Below are 17,596 nucleotides of genomic sequence, written 5' to 3' on the forward strand. Positions count from 1 at the left end.
CGGTCCCGGAGGGTCGTGACCGGCCTCCCTGGGGCCCGGGACGGCGGTCTCCATAGCGTCGGAGACACGCAGGAACCTGCACCGACCTCCATCCGAAAGGCCCGAAGATGTCCACGCTCCTCACCCCCACGGCCCCCGTCGCCGCGACCTCCTCCTCCCTCGAGACCGCCGGCCGGACCGCCCCCACCGCCGCCGGCCCGCTCGGCTGGATCCTCCGCACCGAGGAGGCCGTGCTGCGGATCCTCCGCGTCGTCTCCGCTCCCGCCCTGCGGGTCGCCCTGGCCGTCGTCTTCATCTGGTTCGGCGCGCTCAAGGTGATCGGCGCGAGCCCCATCGCCGACCTCGTCGCGAGCATGCTGCCGTTCCTGCCCGGCCAGACCGTGGTCGTGGGCCTCGGCGTCTTCGAGGTGATCGCCGGCGTCGCCCTGCTCGCGAACATCCTCGTGCCGTGGGTCTGCGCCGCGATCGTCGTGCACCTGACCTCGACGTTCCTCGTCGCGTTCGTGCACCCCGCCGAGGTGTTCGAGGGCGGCAACCCGTTCCTCGCCACCATGACCGGCGAGTTCATCGCGAAGAACCTGGTCCTCATCGCCGCGGCCCTCGCGGTCGCCGCCTTCAGCCGGGCGCGCCGCACCCGGTAGCAGCCACCGAAACGACGAACGCCGCCCCGGGCACCCGGGGCGGCGTTCTCGTCGTTCTGTCGTGCTGCGGTTCAGCCGGCGGCGGAGGTTCCGGCGCGGCCGACCGCGGCCAGGACGCCGTGCACGAAGCCGGACGACTCGTCGGTGCTGAGCTCCTTGGCGAGCTCCACCGCCTCGTCGATCGCGACCGCGGCGGGGATCTCCTCGTTGAAGAGCAGCTCCCAGACGCCGATCCGGAGGATGGCGCGGTCCACCGCGGGCATCCGCGCGAGCGTCCAGCCCTGCGCGTGCGTCGTGATCAGGTCGTCGATCTCGCCGCGGTGGTCCTGCACCCCGTCGACGATGTCACGGGCGTACAGCCAGCTCGCCTGCCGCTGCGGCTCGCCGGCGGCGCGCTTCGCCTCCGCCTCGAGCAGGTCCCCGACGGGCGCCTGCCGCACGTCGGCGGCGTAGAGGATGTCCAGTGCCCGCTTGCGGGCCTTCGTGCGTGCCGACACGTCAGTCGTTCACGCGGCCGAGGTAGTCGCCCGTCCGCGTGTCGACCTTCACCTTGGTGCCCTGGCCGACGAACAGCGGCACCTGGATCTGGTAGCCGGTCTCGATCGTCGCCGGCTTGGTGCCCGCGTTGCTGCGGTCGCCCTGCAGGCCGGGCTCGGTGTAGGTGATCTCCATCACGACGGACGCGGGGAGCTCGACGTACAGCGGGTTGCCGTTGTTGAGCGCGATGGTCGCGGTCTGGTTCTCGAGCAGGAAGTTCGCCGCGTCGCCGACGACGCTCGCCGGGACGGTGATCTGCTCGTAGTCGGTCGTGTCCATGAAGACGAAGTCGTCGCCGTCGCGGTAGAGGTACTGGTAGTCGCGGCGGTCGACGTTCTCGATGTCGACCTTGGCGCCCGCGTTGTAGGTCTTGTCGACGACCTTGCCGGTCACGACGTTCTTCAGCTTGGTGCGGACGAAGGCGCCGCCCTTGCCCGGCTTGACGTGCTGGAATTCGACGACGTTCCAGAGCTGGCCGTCGATGTTGAGCACGACGCCGTTGCGGATGTCAGCGGTAGAGGCCATGGGGGTCCTATTCGTGAAGCGGATCGGCGCCGGGAACCGTCCGGAACGCCCCCAGAAGTGTAATGCCCCGGGGCGGGGCGGGCCTGCGGAGGGGGTCAGCGGGTGGCGGAGACCACGAGCGCCTGCATCCGCCCGACGATCGGACCCGACCCGAACCGCTCCGCGACGGCGGCGGCAGCCGACGCGGTCACCGCCTCGAGGTCGGCACCGCGCGCCTCGAGCTGCAGGCGCAGCGGCGTGCCCTGGCAGATGCCCTCCGCCGCCTGCCGCGCGTCCCGGACCCGGCACGGCAGCGCGACCGTCTCCACCTCGACCCCGGTGAAGCCGGCCGCCTCCACCTGGCTGCGGATGAGGTCGCCGTCCGCGTAGCCGAAGGGCGTGCGGCGGATGAAGTCGGGCGGATCGTCCGGGAATGCCCGCTCGACGTCCTCCTGCACGACGCGGGTGAAGTCGTTGTGGTCGAGGGAGTCCCACACGGTGAGGAGGATGCGCCCGCCGTGCCGGAGGACCCGTGCCGCCTCGGCGTAGCCCTTGTCCCGGTCCGGGAAGAACATCACGCCGAAGCTGCAGACGAGGACGTCGAACTCGGCGTCGCCGAAGGGCAGGGCGAGCGCGTCGGCGGGCTGCCAGACCACTCGCTCCATGCCGGGCTTCGCTGTGGCGACGGCGAGCATCGCGGGGTTGAGGTCCGTCGCGGTGATCGCCACCTCGGGCGGAAGCGTCCGGGCGAGGGCGGCGGTCACGATGCCGGTGCCGGCCGCCGTCTCGAGCAGTGCTCCGTCGCGGAGGCCGTCGACCCGCTCAGCGAGCGCCTGCGCATACGGCTCGAACAGCATCGGGCCGAGCTCGCGCTCGTAGACGGCGGGGATGGAGCCCGCGAAAGCAGAATCGGAGGACGCCATCGTCCCCTCCTTCCGTCAGGATGCGGCAGGAATGCGGCGCAGGACCGCGGAGAGTGCGAGCCGGTACGAGTCGAAGCCTAGACCCGCGATCACGCCGGTGGCCACGCCCGTCACGACACTCGTGTGCCGGAACTCCTCCCGCGCGTGCGGGTTGGAGAGGTGCACCTCGATGAGCGGCAGTCCCGCCTCGGTCACAATCGAGACGGCGTCGCGCAGCGCGTACGAGTAGTGGGTGAACGCCGCCGGATTGAGGATGACGGGCATGCCCTCATCGACGGCCTCGTGCAGCCAGCCGATCAGCGTGCCCTCGTCGTCGGTCTGCCGCAGCTCGATCCCGACGCCCTCGGGCGCGTCCTCCTCCAGCCTCGCCCGCAGGTCGTCGAGGGTGGCGCTGCCGTAGACGTCCGGTTCGCGGGTCCCCAGCCGTCCGAGGTTCGGTCCGTTGAGCACCAGCACGCGAGTCACGGGCCAACAATACCCACCCGCCGAGTGCCCGCTGCGGCGCGAAAAGCGGCGCAGCGGTCGCTCGGCGCCGGAACGGGCACCTAGGAGGCGATCTCCTGGTAGGCGGCGAAGAGCAGCTGGTCCTCAGGGCCCTGCAGGACGGTGGGCTTGCCGATGTCGTCCAGGACGATGAAGCGCAGCAGCGCGCCGCGGGCCTTCTTGTCACGGCGCATCGTCGCGAGGAGGCTCTGCCACCGGCCGGCCGGGTACTCCATCGGCAGGCCGAGCGAGCCGAGGACGCTGCGGTGCCGGTCGACCGCGGCGTCGCTGAGCCGGCCGGCGAGGCGCGCGAGCTCGGCGGCGTAGACCATGCCGACGGCGACCGCCGCGCCGTGCCGCCACTGGTACCGCTCGGCGTGCTCGATGGCGTGCCCGAGCGTGTGGCCGTAGTTGAGGATCTCGCGCCGGCCCGCCTCGGTGAAGTCCTCGGAGACCACGTCGGCCTTCAGGCCGATCGCGAGCTCGATGACGCGGCGGAACTGGGGCGTCGTGGGGTCGGTGGCCTGGGCCGGGTCGGCCTCGAGGATGTCGAGGATCTCGGGCACCGCGATGAACCCGGCCTTCGCGACCTCGGCGAAGCCGGCGAGGATCTCGTTGCGCGGGAGCGTGTCCAGGTGGTCGAGGTCCGCGACCACGGCACGCGGCGCGTAGAAGGAGCCGACGAGGTTCTTGCCCTCGGCCGTGTTGATCCCGGTCTTTCCGCCGACCGCCGCGTCGACCATGCCGAGGACGGTGGTCGGCACCTGGATCAGGGCGACCCCGCGGAGCCAGGTGGCGGCGACGAACCCGGCGAGGTCGGTGACGGCGCCGCCGCCGAAGCCGAGGACCGCGTCGGACCGGGTGAAGTCGGCCTGGCCGAGGATGCCCCAGCAGAACGCGGCGACCTCCACGCGCTTCGCCGACTCGCCGTCGGGCACCTCGGCGAGCAGCACCTCGACGCGGCCGGAGAGGGCCTCGCGCAGGGCGTCCGCGCGGGCGCCGAGCGAGGGCTGATGGATGACGAGGAGCTTGCGCACGCCGGAGCCGAGCGCGTCGGCGATGGCCGAGGTCAGCCCGCGGCCGACGAGCACGTCGTAGCCGTCGGTGCCGCGGACGGGGATGCGCGTCGTCTCGGTCACAGGCCCTCCTCACGCAGCCAGGCGACGACGTCGTCGGCCACCGCGTCCATCGGGCGCGAGGACGAGTCGAAGCTGCGCCGGGCGAGCGCCTCGTACAGCGGGCGGCGCTGCTCGACGAGCGCCTTCCAGGCGGCGACGCCGCCCGAGGCGAGCAGCGGGCGCTTCTCGCCCTGCAGCCGCTCGCCGACCGCCTCGGCGGACACGGTGATGAGCGCGACACGGCGCTCGTGCAGGTCGGCCTGGGTGCGCGGGTCGAGGACCGCTCCCCCGCCGAGCGACACGACGCCCTCGCCGGCGAGGGCGCGCTCGACGTGCTCGCGCTCGATCGCCCGGAAGCGGGGCTCGCCGTGCTCGGCGAAGATGTCGGCGATCGGTCCGTGCTCCGCGACGATCGTCTTGTCCGTGTCGGCGAAGGGCACCCCGAGCCGGCGGGCCACCCGCTTGCCGACCTTCGTCTTGCCGGCGCCCGGCGGCCCGATGATCACGAGCAGCGGGCCGGCGGCGTCAGTGGCCACGGGCGTCGACCGTCGCGCTCGTGCGCAGCGTCTCGGGGATGGCGGCGAGGTACGCCTTCAGATTGCGGCGGGTCTCGCCGACCGAGTCCCCGCCGAACTTCTCGACGACCGCGTTCGCGAGGACGAGCGCGACCATGGCCTCGGCCACCACACCGGCGGCCGGCACAGCGCAGACGTCGGAGCGCTGGTGGTGCGCGGAGGCGACCTCGCCGGTGGCGACGTCGATGGTGCGCAGCGCCCGCGGAACGGTCGAGATGGGCTTCATGGCGGCGCTGACCCGCAGGACGGTGCCGGTCGTCATGCCGCCCTCTGTGCCGCCCGCGCGATCGGTGACGCGCTCGATGCCATCCGGGCCCGGGACCAGCTCGTCGTGGGCGGCGGAGCCGCGGCGGGCCGCGGTCGCGAAGCCGTCGCCGACCTCCACTCCCTTGATCGCCTGGATGCCCATCAGCGCGGCGGCGAGCTGGGCGTCGAGGCGGCGGTCCCAGTGCACGTATGAGCCGAGTCCCGGCGGCAGGCCGTAGGCGAGCACCTCGACGACGCCTCCGAGCGTGTCACCGTCGCGCTTGGCCGCATCGACCTCGGCGACCATGAGCGCGGAGGTGGCGGGGTCGAAGCACCGCAGCGGATCCTCGTCCACGGTCGCGAGGTCGCCCGGCGTGGGGAGGGCGGCGCCGTCGGGCACGCGGACCGGGCCGATCGAGAGCGTGTGGCTGATCAGGCGGACGCCGAGCTGCTCGAGGAACGAGCGCGCCACCGCGCCGAGCGCGACGCGGGCCGCGGTCTCCCGGGCGCTCGCCCGCTCGAGCACCGGGCGCGCCTCGTCGAAGCCGTACTTCTGCATGCCGGTCAGGTCGGCGTGGCCCGGGCGGGGCCGGGTCAGGGCGGCGCCGCGGCCGCGGGAGCGCTCGGTGAGCTCGGTCGGCTCGGGGCTCATGACCTCGGCCCACTTGGGCCACTCGGTGTTGCCGATGCGGAGCGCGACGGGGCTGCCGATGCTGCGGCCCTGCACGACGCCGCCGGAGAGGCTCAGCTCGTCCTGCTCGAACTTCTGCCGCGATCCGCGTCCATAGCCGAGCTTGCGGCGAGCGAGATCGGCACGGATGCCGTCGAGTGAGACGGGCACCCCGGCGGGGAGTCCCTCGAGGATCGCGACGAGCTCGGGCCCGTGCGATTCCCCGGCGGTGAGCCAACGAAGCATGCTCAGAATCCTCCCACAGCGGCGCGCATGGCCTTGAGCACGGCCTCCTCGCCCGGCAGCTCCGCGGCCGGGTCGCCCTGGACGAAGACGCGCACCTGGAGCAGCGCCTGGTGCAGGAGCATGTCGAGTCCGTTGACGATGGGGCCCTCCCATCCGTCGGCCAGCCGGCTCGGCCAGGGCTCGTAGGCGACGTCGAGCAGGGCCGCCGTGCGCGGGAAGCCGGCGAGGTCGGGCAGCGGCGCCTCGCCCGGCAGGGTGCTGACGAGCAGGTCGGCGGCGGGCAGCGGGTCGCCGAGCCGGGCGACGGCGACCGCCATGCCGAGCCGCTCGGCGAGCTCCGCGAGCGGCAGCGCCCGCTCCGGGGTGCGCAGCGCCACGGTGACGGCGGCGACGCCGGCTCGGGCGAGGGCCACGAGCACGGAGCCGGCGGTCGCCCCTCCGCCGAGGACGACCGCGGTGCCGAGGCTCGGCAGCCCCCGCTCGGCGAAGGCGCGCGAGATGCCCTCGACGTCCGTGTTGAAGCCGTGCAGCCCTTCGGACAGGAGGACGGTGTTCGCGGCGCCGGTGAGCGTCGAGGTCGCATCCACAGTGTCGAGGAGCGGCAGCACCTCGCGCTTCAGCGGCATCGTCAGGGACAGGCCCCGCCAGGACGCGTCGAGACCGCCGAGGAAGCCGGCGAGGTCTCCCGAGCGCACCTCGGCGCGCTCGTACTCCCAGTCGAGCCCGAGCTCGCGGTAGGCGGCGCCGTGCAGCTGGGGCGAACGCGAGTGCGCGATCGGCGAACCGAGCACCGCCAGCCGGCGGCGCTCAGCCACAGTAGGCGGCGTTGGCGTCGCTCGCCGCGCACCACTCCTGCAGGCGGCGCACGGCCGCGTCGTGCTCGTCGATCGTCGTGGAGAAGACCGTCTCGCCCGTCTGCAGGTTCACCGTCGCGAAGAAGAGCCAGGAGCCGTCCGCCGGGTGCATGGCGGCGTTCAGAGCGTCGGCGCCCGGATTGCCGATCGGTCCCGCGGGAAGCCCCGGGTTCGCGTAGGTGTTGTAGGGGTTCGACGCGTCGGCGCGCTCCTCGTTGGTCGTGAACACCGAGTCGTGCCGGCCGGTGCCGTAGCTCACGCTCGCATCCGACTGGAGGTGCATGCCCTGGTCGAGCCGGTTCTGGAACACCCGCGCGATCTTCGCCATGTCCGGGATGTTCGGGCCGGACTCGCGCTGGATCAGCGACGCGAAGGTGACGATCCGGTGGCGGTCCTCCACGGGCACGCCGAGGTTGTCGAGCTCCTGGAGCCCGCGGTCGACCATCATCTGCAGCGCCTGGTGGGCGTTCATGCCCGGGTCGAACGTGTAGGTCGCGGGGTAGAGGTAGCCCTCGAGGCTCTGCGCGCCGGGCGGCAGGCCGAACGAGCCCCAGTCGGCCGCGGCGGCCTGCAGCTCCTCGATCGGGATCTCGGTGCTCGCCGCTATTGTCGCGAGCGCGCTGGCGATAATCTCGCCCTCGCGGACGAGCACTTGATTCTGCAGCTTGCTCGCCGGATCGAGGAGCGCGTCGAGCGCGGCGCGGGCGCTCATCTCCTCCTTGAGCCGGTAGGTGCCGGGCTGGAAGGAGGGGTCGCCCTCGGCAATCAGCAGGCTGTAGAAGGCGTCGAACGTCTTGGTCACGCCGGCCTGCTCGAGGGTGACGGCGATGTCCGAGCCGATGTCGCCCTCCTGGACCACGATGTCGACCTGGCCGTGGCCGCCGCCGGAATAGTCGAGCGACTCCGGGCCGTCCAGGTAGGAGGCGATGCGGGTGGGCCAGTCGGGCATGATCAGGAACGCCGCGGCCGCTCCCCCGCCGCCGATGACGAGCAGCAGGACGAGCGGGGCCACGACCCACGGCACCCAGCGGCGCTTGCGCCGTGGCGGCTCGGTGTCCGGGAAGCCGAAGCTCGCGGAGGGCTCCGTGCGCTCCCGTGTCCGGACCCGGCCGGCCGCGTGGGCGGCCTCGCGGTCGCGCAGCTCACGGCGGGTCAGCTGCTCGTCGGCCACCCTCCGCTCCCGGGCCTCGTCGGGTCCGAGGAGCTCGTCCCAGGACGGGGTCGAGGTGCCGCGAGAGCCGGCTGCGCCGCCGGGAGGTGGAGTCTGGGACACGACACGTCTTTCAGTTCGGCTCGACGACCACGCCCGGCGGCCGTCCGCCGGAGCGCTCCGAGTCGAGAGCATGCTGGAGGATGATAACCGCGGCGACCTGGTCCACGACGGAGCGGGACGAGCGTGTGGTGCGACCGGCCGAGTGCAGCGCGGACTGGGCGCTCCTCGTGCTGAGGCGCTCGTCCACGAGGCGAACGGGCACGGTCGAGGCCGCCGCCAGGGCGGCGGCGACGTCCCGCGCGTCCGCGGTCGACGGCGTGTCCCCGCCCGAGAGCGACACCGGGAGCCCGACGACGATCTCGAGCGCGTTCCGCTCGGCCGCCTCGGAGGCGATGCGGCCGACGATGTCGCTGCTGCGGGGCAGCGTCTCGACGGGGAACGCGAGGGAGCCCGCCGGATCGCTCGCGGCGAGGCCGACCCGGGCGCGGCCGACGTCGACCGCCAGCCGCACCCCGGGACGCACGCCGCTCACCGTGGCAGCTGCTCCGCGATCGCCTCGAGCGCGGCGGGGATCGCGGACGCGTCCGCGCCGCCGCCCTGCGCGATGTCGTCCTTGCCGCCTCCACCGCCGCCCAGCACGCTCGCCGCGGTGCGGGCGAGCACGCCGGCCTTGACGCCGGCCTCGCGGGCGGAGGGCGTGGTGGCGACGAGCACGGCGGGCTTGCCGCCGACCTCCGCCGCGAGGGCGACGACCGCAGCCTGCGCCGACAGCCGCTCCCGCACGCTCGTGGCGAGAGAGCGCAGCTCGTCGCTCGAACGGAGTGAGCCGACCGACTCGAGCACCGCGGTGACCCGGCCCACCGGGCGCGCGGCGCCGGCGAGGGCCGGAACGCGGCCGGCGAGGGCCTGCTGCTCGAACTCGGCGATGCGCCGCTCGGCGGCCTTGAGACTCGCCATCAGGTCGCCGACCCGCTGCGCCAGCTGGTCCTTCGGCGCCTTGAGCTCGGTCGTCAGCTGGCTGACGATGGCGCGCTCGGTCGCGAACTCGCGGAACGCCTCCGGGCCCACGAGGGACTCGATGCGACGGTTCGTCGAACCGACGGACGACTCGCTGACGAGGTTGATGAGTCCGACCTCGGCGCTCGAGGCCACGTGGGTGCCGGCGCACAGCTCGCGCGACCACGGGCCGCCGATGTCGACCATCCGCACGGTGTCGCCGTACTTCTCGCCGAACAGGGCCATCGCGCCGAGCGCCTTCGCCTCGTCGATCGGCAGGATCCGGGTGACCACCTCGTAGTCCTGCTGGATGGCGCGGTTCGCGACGTCCTCGATCTCGCTGCGCGTGGCCGGCGAGAGCGCCTTGTTCCAGCTGAAGTCGAGGCGCAGGTAGCCGGCCTTGTTGTACGAGCCGGACTGGTGGGCGTCCGGCCCGAGCACCTGGCGGAGTGCCGCGTGCACGAGGTGCGTCGCGGAGTGCGCCTGGGTCGCGCCCTTGCGGCACACCGAGTCGACCAGGGTGGTCGCGGCGTCGTCGACCGCCACCTCACCGGAGCTCACGAGCACCCGGTGGGAGATGAGCCCCTTCACCGGGCGCTGCACATCGAGGACCTCGAGCTCGAAGCCCGCGCCGACGATGGTGCCCGCGTCCGCCTCCTGGCCGCCCGACTCCGGGTAGAGGGAGGTCTCGCGGAGGATGACCTCCACGGTCTCCCCCGCCTTCGCGGACCGGACCGAGCGGCCCTCGGCGAGGATGCCGAGCACGGTGGTCTCGGTCTGCAGGTACTCGTACCCGGTGAACCGCGTCTCCCCCGCCGCGCGGAACTCGCTGTAGGCGGAGAGGTCGGCGATCGCCTTCTTCTTCGCCTTGGCGTCGGCCTTCGCGCGGGCGCGCTGCTCGGACATCAGGGTGTCGAACGCGGCGCGGTCGACGGAGAGGCCCGCCTCGCTCGCCATCTCGAGCGTGAGGTCGATCGGGAAGCCGTACGTGTCGTGCAGCAGGAACGCCGTGTCGCCGGGCAGCTGCGACGCGCCCGACTTGCGGGTGTTCGAGACGGCGACGTCAAGGATGGTGGTGCCGCCGGCGAGGGTGCGGAGGAACGTCTCCTCCTCGCCGTAGGCGAGCCGGCCGATCCGGTCGTAGTCGTGCTGCACCTCGGGGTACGAGTCGCGCATCGCGTCTCGGGACGCGGGGAACAGCTCGGGGAAGGTCGGGTCCTCGACGCCGAGCAGGCGCATCGCCCGCACGGTGCGGCGCATCAGACGGCGGAGGATGTAGCCGCGGCCCTCGTTCGCCGGGGCGACGCCGTCCGCCATGAGCATGAGCGCGCTGCGGACGTGGTCCGCCACGACCCGCATGCGCACGTCGTCCTCGTGGTCGGCCCCGTAGCGGCGACCCGACAGCTCCGCCGCCCGGTCGAGGACCGGCCGCACCTGGTCGATCTCGTACAGGTTGTCGACGCCCTGCTTGAGGAACGCCACCCGCTCGAGCCCCATGCCCGTGTCGATGTTGCGCCGCGGGAGGTCGCCCGCGATGTCGAAGTCCGTCTTCCCGCGCACGTCGCTGAGGAGGTACTGCATGAAGACGAGGTTCCAGATCTCGATGAACCGGTTCTCGTCGGCCTCCGGACCGCCGTCGGCGCCGTACGCCGGGCCGCGGTCGAAGTAGATCTCGGAGCAGGGGCCGCCCGGGCCGGGCTGCCCGGTGTGCCAGAAGTTGTCGGCCTTGCCGCGGCGCTGGATGCGGCTCTCCGGGATCCCCGCGGTCTTGCGCCAGATGCCCGCGGCCTCGTCGTCGTCGTGGTAGACGGTGACCCAGAGGTCCTTTTCGTCGAAGCCGAGCCCGCCGGCCGACTCGGGCGAGGTCAGGAGCTCCCAGGCGAACCCGATCGCCCCCTCCTTGAAGTAGTCGCCGAAGGAGAAGTTGCCGTTCATCTGGAAGAACGTGCCGTGCCGCGTCGTCTTGCCGACCTCGTCGATGTCGAGGGTGCGGATGCACTTCTGCACGCTCGTCGCGCGCGGATACGGCGCAGGCACGAGCCCGGTGAGGTACGGGATGAACGGCACCATGCCGGCGACCGTGAAGAGGAGGGTGGGGTCGTCGCTCACGAGCGAGGCGGACGGCACCACGGCGTGCCCGCGCTCGCCGAAGAACTCGAGCCAGCGCCGGCGGATATCGGCAGTCTGCATGGAACCTTTGTCGGTGTCGGAGTCGCGGCCGGGCGGAACCCCGCCGGCGCGGCTACTTGATGAGGTCGGAGTCGCTGGTCTCGGCGGTGCCGATCGCGGCGCGCAGCTCGGCCTGGCGGGCCCGATACGCGTCGGCGACGGTCTTGCCGAACTCCCGTGCCCGTGCCTCGAGGCCGCCGAGCGACTCCTGCCCCGAGGAGGAGCGGCGGACGCCCTGCGCCAGGAGGTACCCGAGCGCCACGCCCAGCACGAGCCACAGTGCCTTCTTCATGACGATCCCTTCGGATGCGGAACCGGGAGCGGTCCAGTCTACTTCGTGCGGGGCTTCCGCTTGGTGCGGGCGCCGTCCGGCGCCGCGGCCTTCTCGGCGCCGCGGAGGCCGGCGATCCCGGCTCGGACGGCGGCGCTGAAGCCCGCGATCTTGATCAGGGGTCCGCCGACGGACGCCGCGAACAGGGCGACGAGGGCGGACACGTTGCCGGAGACGTCGGCGACGCTCCCGGTGATCGTGTCGACGCGGGCGAGCTGCTTGTTCGCCTCGCGGATGGTCGTCGTGGTCTCGGACAGGATCGGCGTGATGCCGTCGGTCGCCTCCCGGATCGAGGCCGTCGTCTGGTCGAGGACCCTGCCCAGCTTGACGAGCGGGATCGCGAGCAGCGCGACGAGGATCGCGAACACGGCCGCGGCGATCAGACCGGCGATGTCGCCACCGTCCATGGATCCATTCCTTCCCGAGAATGCGAGGAGCGGACCACCCGAAGGTGATCCGCTCCCACAGTAGTGGTGCTCGCGACTAGCGCGCGGCGCTGAGCCCACGCACGCCGCTCATCGCGCGGCGTAGTACTCGACGACCAGCTGGACCTCGGCCGTGACGGGGACCTCGGCACGCTTCGGGCGGCGGATGAGGCGCGCCTGCAGCTTGTCGAGCTCGACGTCGAGGTAGGCCGGGACCTTCGGCAGCACCGAGGCGTGGCCGCCGGCGGCGGCGACCTGGAAGGGCTCGGTGCCCTCGCTGCGCGGCTTGACGTGGATGAGCTGGCCCGGCTTCACGCGGAAGGAGGGGCGGTCCACGATCTGGCCGTCGACGAGGATGTGGCGGTGCACGACCATCTGGCGGGCCTGCGCGGTGGTGCGGGCGAAGCCGGCACGGAGCACGAGGGCGTCGAGGCGGAGCTCGAGCAGCTCGACCAGGTTCTCACCGGTCAGGCCGGCAGTGCGACGGGCCTCGTTGAAGACGATGCGCAGCTGCGCCTCGCGGATGCCGTACTGGGCGCGCAGACGCTGCTTCTCGCGGAGACGGACGGCGTAGTCGGAGTCGGTCTTGCGCTTGGTGCGGCCGTGCTCGCCCGGGGCGTAGGGGCGCTTCTCCAGGTAGCGGGCGGCCTTCGGGGTGAGGGCGACGCCGAGCGCGCGGGAGAGGCGGGTCTTGCTGCGGGTGCGTGACTTGGTGGACACGGAAGCCTTTCGAAAAGGGAGTCTGACGACGTGAGGCGCTCGAGCGCGCGTGCCGCGCGTCGGGCGAGAGACGGAGTTGTCCCGCCGAGCACTCGTGCTCGGTCGAGTTGTCGCCGCGGGACCGGCCGGCTACAGGCATCGGTCCCTTCACCGGTTCGTCGCGCAGCCGCTCGCTTCGAACCCGTTTCAGGCCGCCGACTACTCTAGCACCCGCTCGGGCGTGCCGCGATGCCGCTACTGGCCGCGGACGATGCGCCGCAGCCGCTCCAGCCGAGCCGCCACGTCGCGCTCGTACCCGTTCCCGGTCGGCTGGTAGTACTCGGTGCCGTCCAGCTCGTCGGGCAGGTACTGCTGCGGGGCGACGCCGTGCTCGTAGTCGTGCGCGTACTTGTAGCCCTTGCCGTGTCCGAGCCGCTTCGCGCCCGGGTAATGCGCGTCGCGCAGATGCTTGGGGACACGGCCTATACGGCCGGCGCGGACGTCCGCGATCGCGCGGTCGAGCGCGAGATAGGAGGCGTTCGACTTGGGGGCGGTCGCGAGGTAGGCCACGGCCTCCGCGAGCGGGATGCGGCCCTCCGGCATGCCGAGGAACTGCACGGCGTCGGCCGCCGCGGTCGCGATGATGAGCGCCTGCGGGTCGGCCATGCCGATGTCCTCGGAGGCGGACACGATGATGCGGCGCGCGATGAAGCGCGGGTCCTCCCCCGCCTCGATCATCCGAGCGAGGTAGTGGATGGCGGCGTCGACGTCGGAGCCGCGCACCGACTTGATGAAGGCGGAGATCACGTCGTAGTGCTCGTCGCCCTGCCGGTCGTAGCGGAGCAGGGCCCGGTCGACGGCGCGGGCGACGATGTCCGCGGTGATGACCGGCTTGGACTGGGCTGCCCCGTCCTCGCCGTCGGCGTCCTCCGCGTCGTCGGCGTCCTCGGAGGCGAGATCGTCCAGCAGGCCGTTGTCCGCCTCGTCCTCGTCCTCGTCCTCGTCCTCGTCGAGGGAGTCACCCTCGCGGTCGGCGGCCTGAGCGGCGACGGCCGAGACCGCGGAGGCCTCGAGTGCCGTCAGGGCGCGGCGGGCGTCGCCGGAGGCGAGTCGGATGATCGCGGCGCGGGCGTCGGGCTCGAGCGTCACCCGGTCGGCGAGGCCGCGGTCGTCGACGAGAGCGCGATCCACGAGGACGCCGAGGTCGTCGTCCGACAGTGTCTCGAGCGTGAGCAGGAGGGACCGGGACAGCAGGGGCGCGATGACCGAGAACGAGGGGTTCTCGGTGGTGGCGGCGATGAGGATGACCCAGCCGTTCTCCACGCCGGGCAGCAGCGCATCCTGCTGGGCCTTCGTGAAGCGGTGGATCTCGTCGAGGAACAGCACGGTGGAGGTGCCGTAGAGGTCCCGCGTGGAGAGCGCCTCCTCCATCACCTGGCGCACATCCTTGACCCCGGCGGTCACCGCGGAGAGCTCGACGAAGCGGCGGCCCGAGCTGTGCGCGATCGCCTGCGCCAGCGTGGTCTTGCCGGTGCCGGGCGGGCCCCACAGGATCACCGAGGTGCCGCCGCGCTCGCCGGTGCGGTCGCTCGCGAGCGCGACGAGCGGCGATCCGCGGCGCAGCAGGTGCTTCTGGCCCGCGACCTCGTCGAGGCTGCGAGGACGCATGCGCGCGGCGAGCGGGGTCGAGCCGGTGCGCAGACCGGGCTGGCTGTTCACGGGTTCATGCTAGGCGGCGGGGCCGACAGGGCCCGTCCGAGGCCGCCCATATGCTGGATCGGCACGATCGGCGGGAGGGGATCCGGGTGGCACAACGCGGCACGCGTGAGGAGAGGGAGGCGCGGCAGCGGCTGCGCGACTACCAGGCGCGGCAGACGGTGCACCGGGAGAAGATCTCGCGCCGTCGCCGGGACAACCTCATCGCCGGGATCGCGGCACTCGCCGTGGTCGCCCTCGCCGTCGGTGCGCAGCTCCTCTACTTCACGGCAGGACCGGGCGTCGTGGCGCCCACGCCGACGTCCAGCCCGAGCGCCTCCGCCGCCGCGACCGGCGAGAACACCGGCGACGTCCCGGACCCCGCACTCGCCGAGGGCCGCACCTGGACCGGCACGCTCACCCTCAACGAGGTGCCGCTCGGCATCAGCATCGACGGCGCTGCTGCGCCGCAGGGCGCGTCGGCGTTCCTCAGCCTCACGCAGAACGGATTCTTCCCCGGCAAGGCGTGCCACCGGCTGACGAACGGCGGCTTCTTCGTGCTGCAGTGCGGCTCGGTCAACGGCGACGGCACCGGCGACCCCGGCTTCTCGTTCGGCCCGATCGAGAACGCGCCCGCCGACGACGTGTATCCCGCCGGTACCATCGCCCTCGCCCGCCAGTCCGGCAACGCCTACAGCAACAGCAGCCAGTTCTTCATCGTCTACGAGGACACGACGATCCCGGCGGACGCGGCCGGCGGCTACACCGTGATCGGGCAGGTGACGAGCGGCCTCGACCAGCTGGCCGCGGCCGTCACCGACGCCGGCGAGTCGACCGGCACCGGCGACGGCCCGCCGGTCGTGCCGACCACCATCACCGACGTCACCCTGCAGTGAGCGTCGCGGTCCGAACCGTCGCCCGCACGGGCCTGGCCGCGACCATCACAGTCCGATAAAGCGGATTCCGGCCTCGCCGGGGTGCAATAGGCTGACCGGGCGCCGGAGCGACCTTCGGTGTGCAGCGACTTCGAGGGAACTCCCGTGACCAGCACCGATCCCGCCCCCTGGGGGCGCGTCGACGACGAGGGCAACGTCTACGTCCGGCAGGGCGACGAGGAGCGCCTCGTCGGCCAGTACCCCGGCGCGACGCCGGAGGAGGCTCTCGCCTACTACGGTCGCAAGTACGCCGACCTCGCCGGCCAGGTGGGCCTGCTCGAGCAGCGCTCGCGCCGCGGCGCCCCGGCCGCCGACATCGCCAAGGCCGTGCGCAAGCTCGAGGCCTCGGTGCGCACCGCGAACGCCGTCGGCGACCTCCAGAACCTGCTCGACCGGCTTGGCGCCCTCAGCGGCAACGTCGCCGAGCTGACCGAGAAGCAGTCGGCGGAGGCGAAGGCCGAGCTCGACTCCGCTGTCGCCGAGCGCGAATCGATCGTGGCGGAGGCCGAGTCCATCGCGGCGAGCGACCCGGCGACGACGCAGTGGAAGCAGGCGACGGCGCGTCTCGACGACCTGTTCGCCCGCTGGCAGCGCCAGCAGCAGGAGGGTCCGCGACTCCCCAAGGACGTCGCCGACGAGCTCTGGAAGCGCTTCCGCGCCGCCCGCAGCACGGTCGAGCACCACCGCCGCGCGTTCTTCGCCGAGCTGGACGCCGCCCAGCGCGACGTGCGCCGGCACAAGCAGGAGCTCGTGGATCGGGCCGAGGCGCTCGCGCCGCAGGGCGTCCAGGGCATCCCCGCCTACCGCGATCTGCTCGACGAGTGGAAGCGTGCCGGCCGCGCCGGCAAGAAGCAGGACGACGCCCTCTGGGCCCGGTTCAAGGCGGCCGGCGACGTGCTCTACTCCGCGAAGGCGGAGGTCGACGCGCGCGAGAACGAGGAGTTCAGCGTCAACCTGGAGCAGAAGCTCGCCCTCCTCGACGAGGCCGAGCCGCTCCTCAAGGAGACCGACCCCCGCGCCGCCCGCGCCCGCCTCTCGGACATCCAGCGCCGCTGGGATGCGATCGGCAAGGTGCCCCGCGACAACGTCCGTCCGCTGAGCGACCGGCTCCGCCGCATCGAGACCGCCGTGAAGGCGCTCGAGGACGAGCACTGGCGGAAGTCGAACCCCGAGACGAAGGCCCGATCTGAGGGTCTCGCCGCGCAGCTCAACTCCGCGATCGAGAAGCTCGAGTCGGAGCTCGCCGAGGCGCGCGCCGCGGGCGACGCGAAGAAGATCAAGGACGCCGAGGACGCCCTCGCCGCCCGCCGGATCTGGCTGGACGCGCTGGGCAGCTGACCCTGCACGAGCGGCCGTCGGGACGGTTGTCCCCAGGTCACCTCGACGCCGGACGGCGCCGGATCGCCTCGGGCACCCTCGACGGGTGCGTCTCCCCGACCTGCTGACCGCCGACCACCTGCCCGCCGCCGAGCTCGAGGCGCTCCGCCTCGACGGCGTCCTCTATCCGCTGGCCGGATCCTGGCGTCCCGTCGACCTACCGGAGACCGGTGAGGCCCGTGCCGCGGCGGTGGCGCTCGTCCTGCGGGATCGCCTGGTCGCCGACCGCCTCACGGCGGCCTGGGTGCTCGGCGCCGCGGACTGCGCTCCGGTCCCCCTGCAGGCGTGCGCACCGGCGGACGACCGCGGCGCGGCGGGTGCTGCCGACCTCGACGTGCGCGAGCTGCACCTGCTCGACGGCGACGTCGTCCGGGTCGGGTCGCTGCGGCTCACGACGTCGCTTCGCACAGCGGCCGACCTGCTGCGCGGCTCCGAGTGGGGGCGGCGGGAGGCGGACGCGGTGCGCCGGCTGCTGACGCTGTGCGGACGCGAGGCGCTGGCGGCGGCGCTGGACGAGACCCGCTTCGGTGCGCACCGCAAGCGTGCAGTCGCCCGCCTCGCGGCGATCGGGCGCTGACGTCGCCTGGTGTCGGATGCTTCAGCAGGCACGGACGACGCTCAGCAGGCACAGCGGGCCCGTTTTGCCTGCTGGACGCCGCCGGTGCCTGCTGAAGGGCGCGCGGCATCCGGTTCAGCAGGCACGGACGGTGCTCAGCAGGAACGGCAGGCTCAGTTCTGCCTGCTGGACGTCTCCGGGGCCTGCTGATTAGCGCCCGGCATCCGGTTCAGCAGGCACGGACAGTGCTCAGCAGGAACGGCAGGCCCCGTTCTGCCTGCTGAACCCCCCAGTGCCTGAAGAGCACCCGACATCCGGTTCGGCAGGCACGGACGGTACTCAGCAGGAACGGCAGGCCCCGTTCTGCCTGCTGAACCCCTCCAGTGCCTGCTGAAGGGCGGCC

General features: G+C 72.7%; 19 protein-coding genes. 4 read left to right on the top strand and 15 right to left on the bottom strand.

What is annotated here, in order from left to right; all coding sequences use genetic code 11:
• The first annotated feature begins 107 nt into the window (after positions 1-107).
• A complete protein-coding gene (locus tag J3P36_RS02535; protein ID WP_210505685.1) occupies positions 108-641 on the top strand; it encodes a DUF417 family protein in 534 nt (177 codons plus the stop codon).
• A gap of 71 nt (positions 642-712) precedes the next feature.
• Here the strand turns inward: J3P36_RS02535 and nusB are convergent, their stop codons facing one another.
• The 15 genes from nusB to J3P36_RS02610 all read right to left on the bottom strand — a co-directional run bounded on the left by nusB (position 713) and on the right by J3P36_RS02610 (position 14,349).
• Complete coding sequence (nusB, locus tag J3P36_RS02540) at positions 713-1,138, bottom strand: transcription antitermination factor NusB (RefSeq protein ID WP_210505686.1); 426 nt, start codon at positions 1,136-1,138, stop codon at positions 713-715.
• 1 nt (position 1,139) lies between these two features.
• Entirely contained in the window at positions 1,140-1,703 is a 564-nt protein-coding gene (gene efp / locus J3P36_RS02545; RefSeq protein WP_210505687.1) for an elongation factor P, read from the bottom strand.
• Positions 1,704-1,798: 95 nt separating this feature from the next.
• Positions 1,799-2,605: a class I SAM-dependent methyltransferase gene (locus J3P36_RS02550; protein ID WP_210505688.1), complete on the bottom strand. Its 807-nt coding sequence runs from the start codon at positions 2,603-2,605 to the stop codon at positions 1,799-1,801.
• A gap of 15 nt (positions 2,606-2,620) precedes the next feature.
• Positions 2,621-3,070: a type II 3-dehydroquinate dehydratase gene (gene aroQ / locus J3P36_RS02555; RefSeq protein ID WP_210505689.1), complete on the bottom strand. Its 450-nt coding sequence runs from the start codon at positions 3,068-3,070 to the stop codon at positions 2,621-2,623.
• An 80-nt stretch (positions 3,071-3,150) separates the two neighbouring features.
• On the bottom strand, positions 3,151-4,227 hold the full coding sequence (gene aroB / locus J3P36_RS02560) for a 3-dehydroquinate synthase (RefSeq protein WP_210505690.1): 1,077 nt from the start codon (positions 4,225-4,227) through the stop codon (positions 3,151-3,153).
• The gene (locus J3P36_RS02565; protein ID WP_210505691.1) at positions 4,224-4,742 is read right to left on the bottom strand and encodes a shikimate kinase; all 519 of its coding nucleotides are present in this window, start codon (positions 4,740-4,742) and stop codon (positions 4,224-4,226) included. The genes aroB and J3P36_RS02565 overlap by 4 nt, the downstream gene beginning before the upstream one ends.
• Positions 4,732-5,943: a chorismate synthase gene (gene aroC / locus J3P36_RS02570; RefSeq protein WP_210505692.1), complete on the bottom strand. Its 1,212-nt coding sequence runs from the start codon at positions 5,941-5,943 to the stop codon at positions 4,732-4,734. The genes J3P36_RS02565 and aroC overlap by 11 nt, the downstream gene beginning before the upstream one ends.
• Before the next feature lie 2 nt (positions 5,944-5,945).
• Positions 5,946-6,758 (bottom strand): shikimate dehydrogenase, encoded by an 813-nt coding sequence (locus tag J3P36_RS02575; protein ID WP_210505693.1) that lies wholly within the window; start codon positions 6,756-6,758, stop codon positions 5,946-5,948.
• Positions 6,751-8,070 carry an endolytic transglycosylase MltG gene (gene mltG / locus J3P36_RS02580; RefSeq protein ID WP_210505694.1) on the bottom strand — a complete coding sequence of 440 codons (1,320 nt, stop codon included), beginning with the start codon at positions 8,068-8,070 and terminating at the stop codon, positions 6,751-6,753. Before mltG ends, J3P36_RS02575 begins: the two co-directional genes overlap by 8 nt.
• A gap of 10 nt (positions 8,071-8,080) precedes the next feature.
• Entirely contained in the window at positions 8,081-8,542 is a 462-nt protein-coding gene (gene ruvX, locus J3P36_RS02585) for a Holliday junction resolvase RuvX (RefSeq protein WP_210505695.1), read from the bottom strand.
• Positions 8,539-11,196: an alanine--tRNA ligase gene (gene alaS, locus J3P36_RS02590; RefSeq protein ID WP_210505696.1), complete on the bottom strand. Its 2,658-nt coding sequence runs from the start codon at positions 11,194-11,196 to the stop codon at positions 8,539-8,541. Before alaS ends, ruvX begins: the two co-directional genes overlap by 4 nt.
• Positions 11,197-11,248: 52 nt before the next feature.
• The gene (locus J3P36_RS02595) at positions 11,249-11,467 is read right to left on the bottom strand and encodes a hypothetical protein (RefSeq protein WP_210505697.1); all 219 of its coding nucleotides are present in this window, start codon (positions 11,465-11,467) and stop codon (positions 11,249-11,251) included.
• 38 nt (positions 11,468-11,505) lie between these two features.
• Positions 11,506-11,913, bottom strand: coding sequence for a DUF948 domain-containing protein (locus J3P36_RS02600; RefSeq protein WP_210505698.1), 408 nt, complete (start codon positions 11,911-11,913; stop codon positions 11,506-11,508).
• Positions 11,914-12,021: 108 nt separating this feature from the next.
• The gene (gene rpsD, locus J3P36_RS02605) at positions 12,022-12,651 is read right to left on the bottom strand and encodes a 30S ribosomal protein S4 (RefSeq protein ID WP_210505699.1); all 630 of its coding nucleotides are present in this window, start codon (positions 12,649-12,651) and stop codon (positions 12,022-12,024) included.
• 234 nt (positions 12,652-12,885) lie between these two features.
• Complete coding sequence (locus J3P36_RS02610) at positions 12,886-14,349, bottom strand: replication-associated recombination protein A (RefSeq protein ID WP_374100700.1); 1,464 nt, start codon at positions 14,347-14,349, stop codon at positions 12,886-12,888.
• A gap of 86 nt (positions 14,350-14,435) precedes the next feature.
• Between J3P36_RS02610 and J3P36_RS02615 the strand changes: the two genes are divergently transcribed.
• From J3P36_RS02615 to J3P36_RS02625, 3 genes are all read left to right on the top strand, one after another.
• On the top strand, positions 14,436-15,221 hold the full coding sequence (locus J3P36_RS02615; protein WP_307806920.1) for a peptidylprolyl isomerase: 786 nt from the start codon (positions 14,436-14,438) through the stop codon (positions 15,219-15,221).
• Positions 15,222-15,365: 144 nt separating this feature from the next.
• Positions 15,366-16,598, top strand: coding sequence for a DUF349 domain-containing protein (locus J3P36_RS02620; protein ID WP_210505701.1), 1,233 nt, complete (start codon positions 15,366-15,368; stop codon positions 16,596-16,598).
• An 85-nt stretch (positions 16,599-16,683) separates the two neighbouring features.
• Positions 16,684-17,214 (top strand): hypothetical protein, encoded by a 531-nt coding sequence (locus J3P36_RS02625; protein WP_210505702.1) that lies wholly within the window; start codon positions 16,684-16,686, stop codon positions 17,212-17,214.
• Positions 17,215-17,596 lie beyond the last annotated feature (382 nt).

It is taken from the genome of Naasia sp. SYSU D00057, assembly GCF_017916505.1.
In the GTDB taxonomy this organism is placed as follows: domain Bacteria; phylum Actinomycetota; class Actinomycetes; order Actinomycetales; family Microbacteriaceae; genus Naasia.

Excerpts from the sequence above, each read along its gene's own strand:
- J3P36_RS02535 (WP_210505685.1), top strand. The coding sequence starts at position 108 with ATGTCCACGCTCCTCACCCCCACGGCCCCCGTCGCCGCGACCTCCTCC.
- efp (WP_210505687.1), bottom strand. The coding sequence starts at position 1,703 with ATGGCCTCTACCGCTGACATCCGCAACGGCGTCGTGCTCAACATCGAC.
- J3P36_RS02550 (WP_210505688.1), bottom strand. The coding sequence starts at position 2,605 with ATGGCGTCCTCCGATTCTGCTTTCGCGGGCTCCATCCCCGCCGTCTAC.
- aroC (WP_210505692.1), bottom strand. The coding sequence starts at position 5,943 with ATGCTTCGTTGGCTCACCGCCGGGGAATCGCACGGGCCCGAGCTCGTC.
- alaS (WP_210505696.1), bottom strand. The coding sequence starts at position 11,196 with ATGCAGACTGCCGATATCCGCCGGCGCTGGCTCGAGTTCTTCGGCGAG.
- J3P36_RS02595 (WP_210505697.1), bottom strand. The coding sequence starts at position 11,467 with ATGAAGAAGGCACTGTGGCTCGTGCTGGGCGTGGCGCTCGGGTACCTC.
- J3P36_RS02600 (WP_210505698.1), bottom strand. The coding sequence starts at position 11,913 with ATGGACGGTGGCGACATCGCCGGTCTGATCGCCGCGGCCGTGTTCGCG.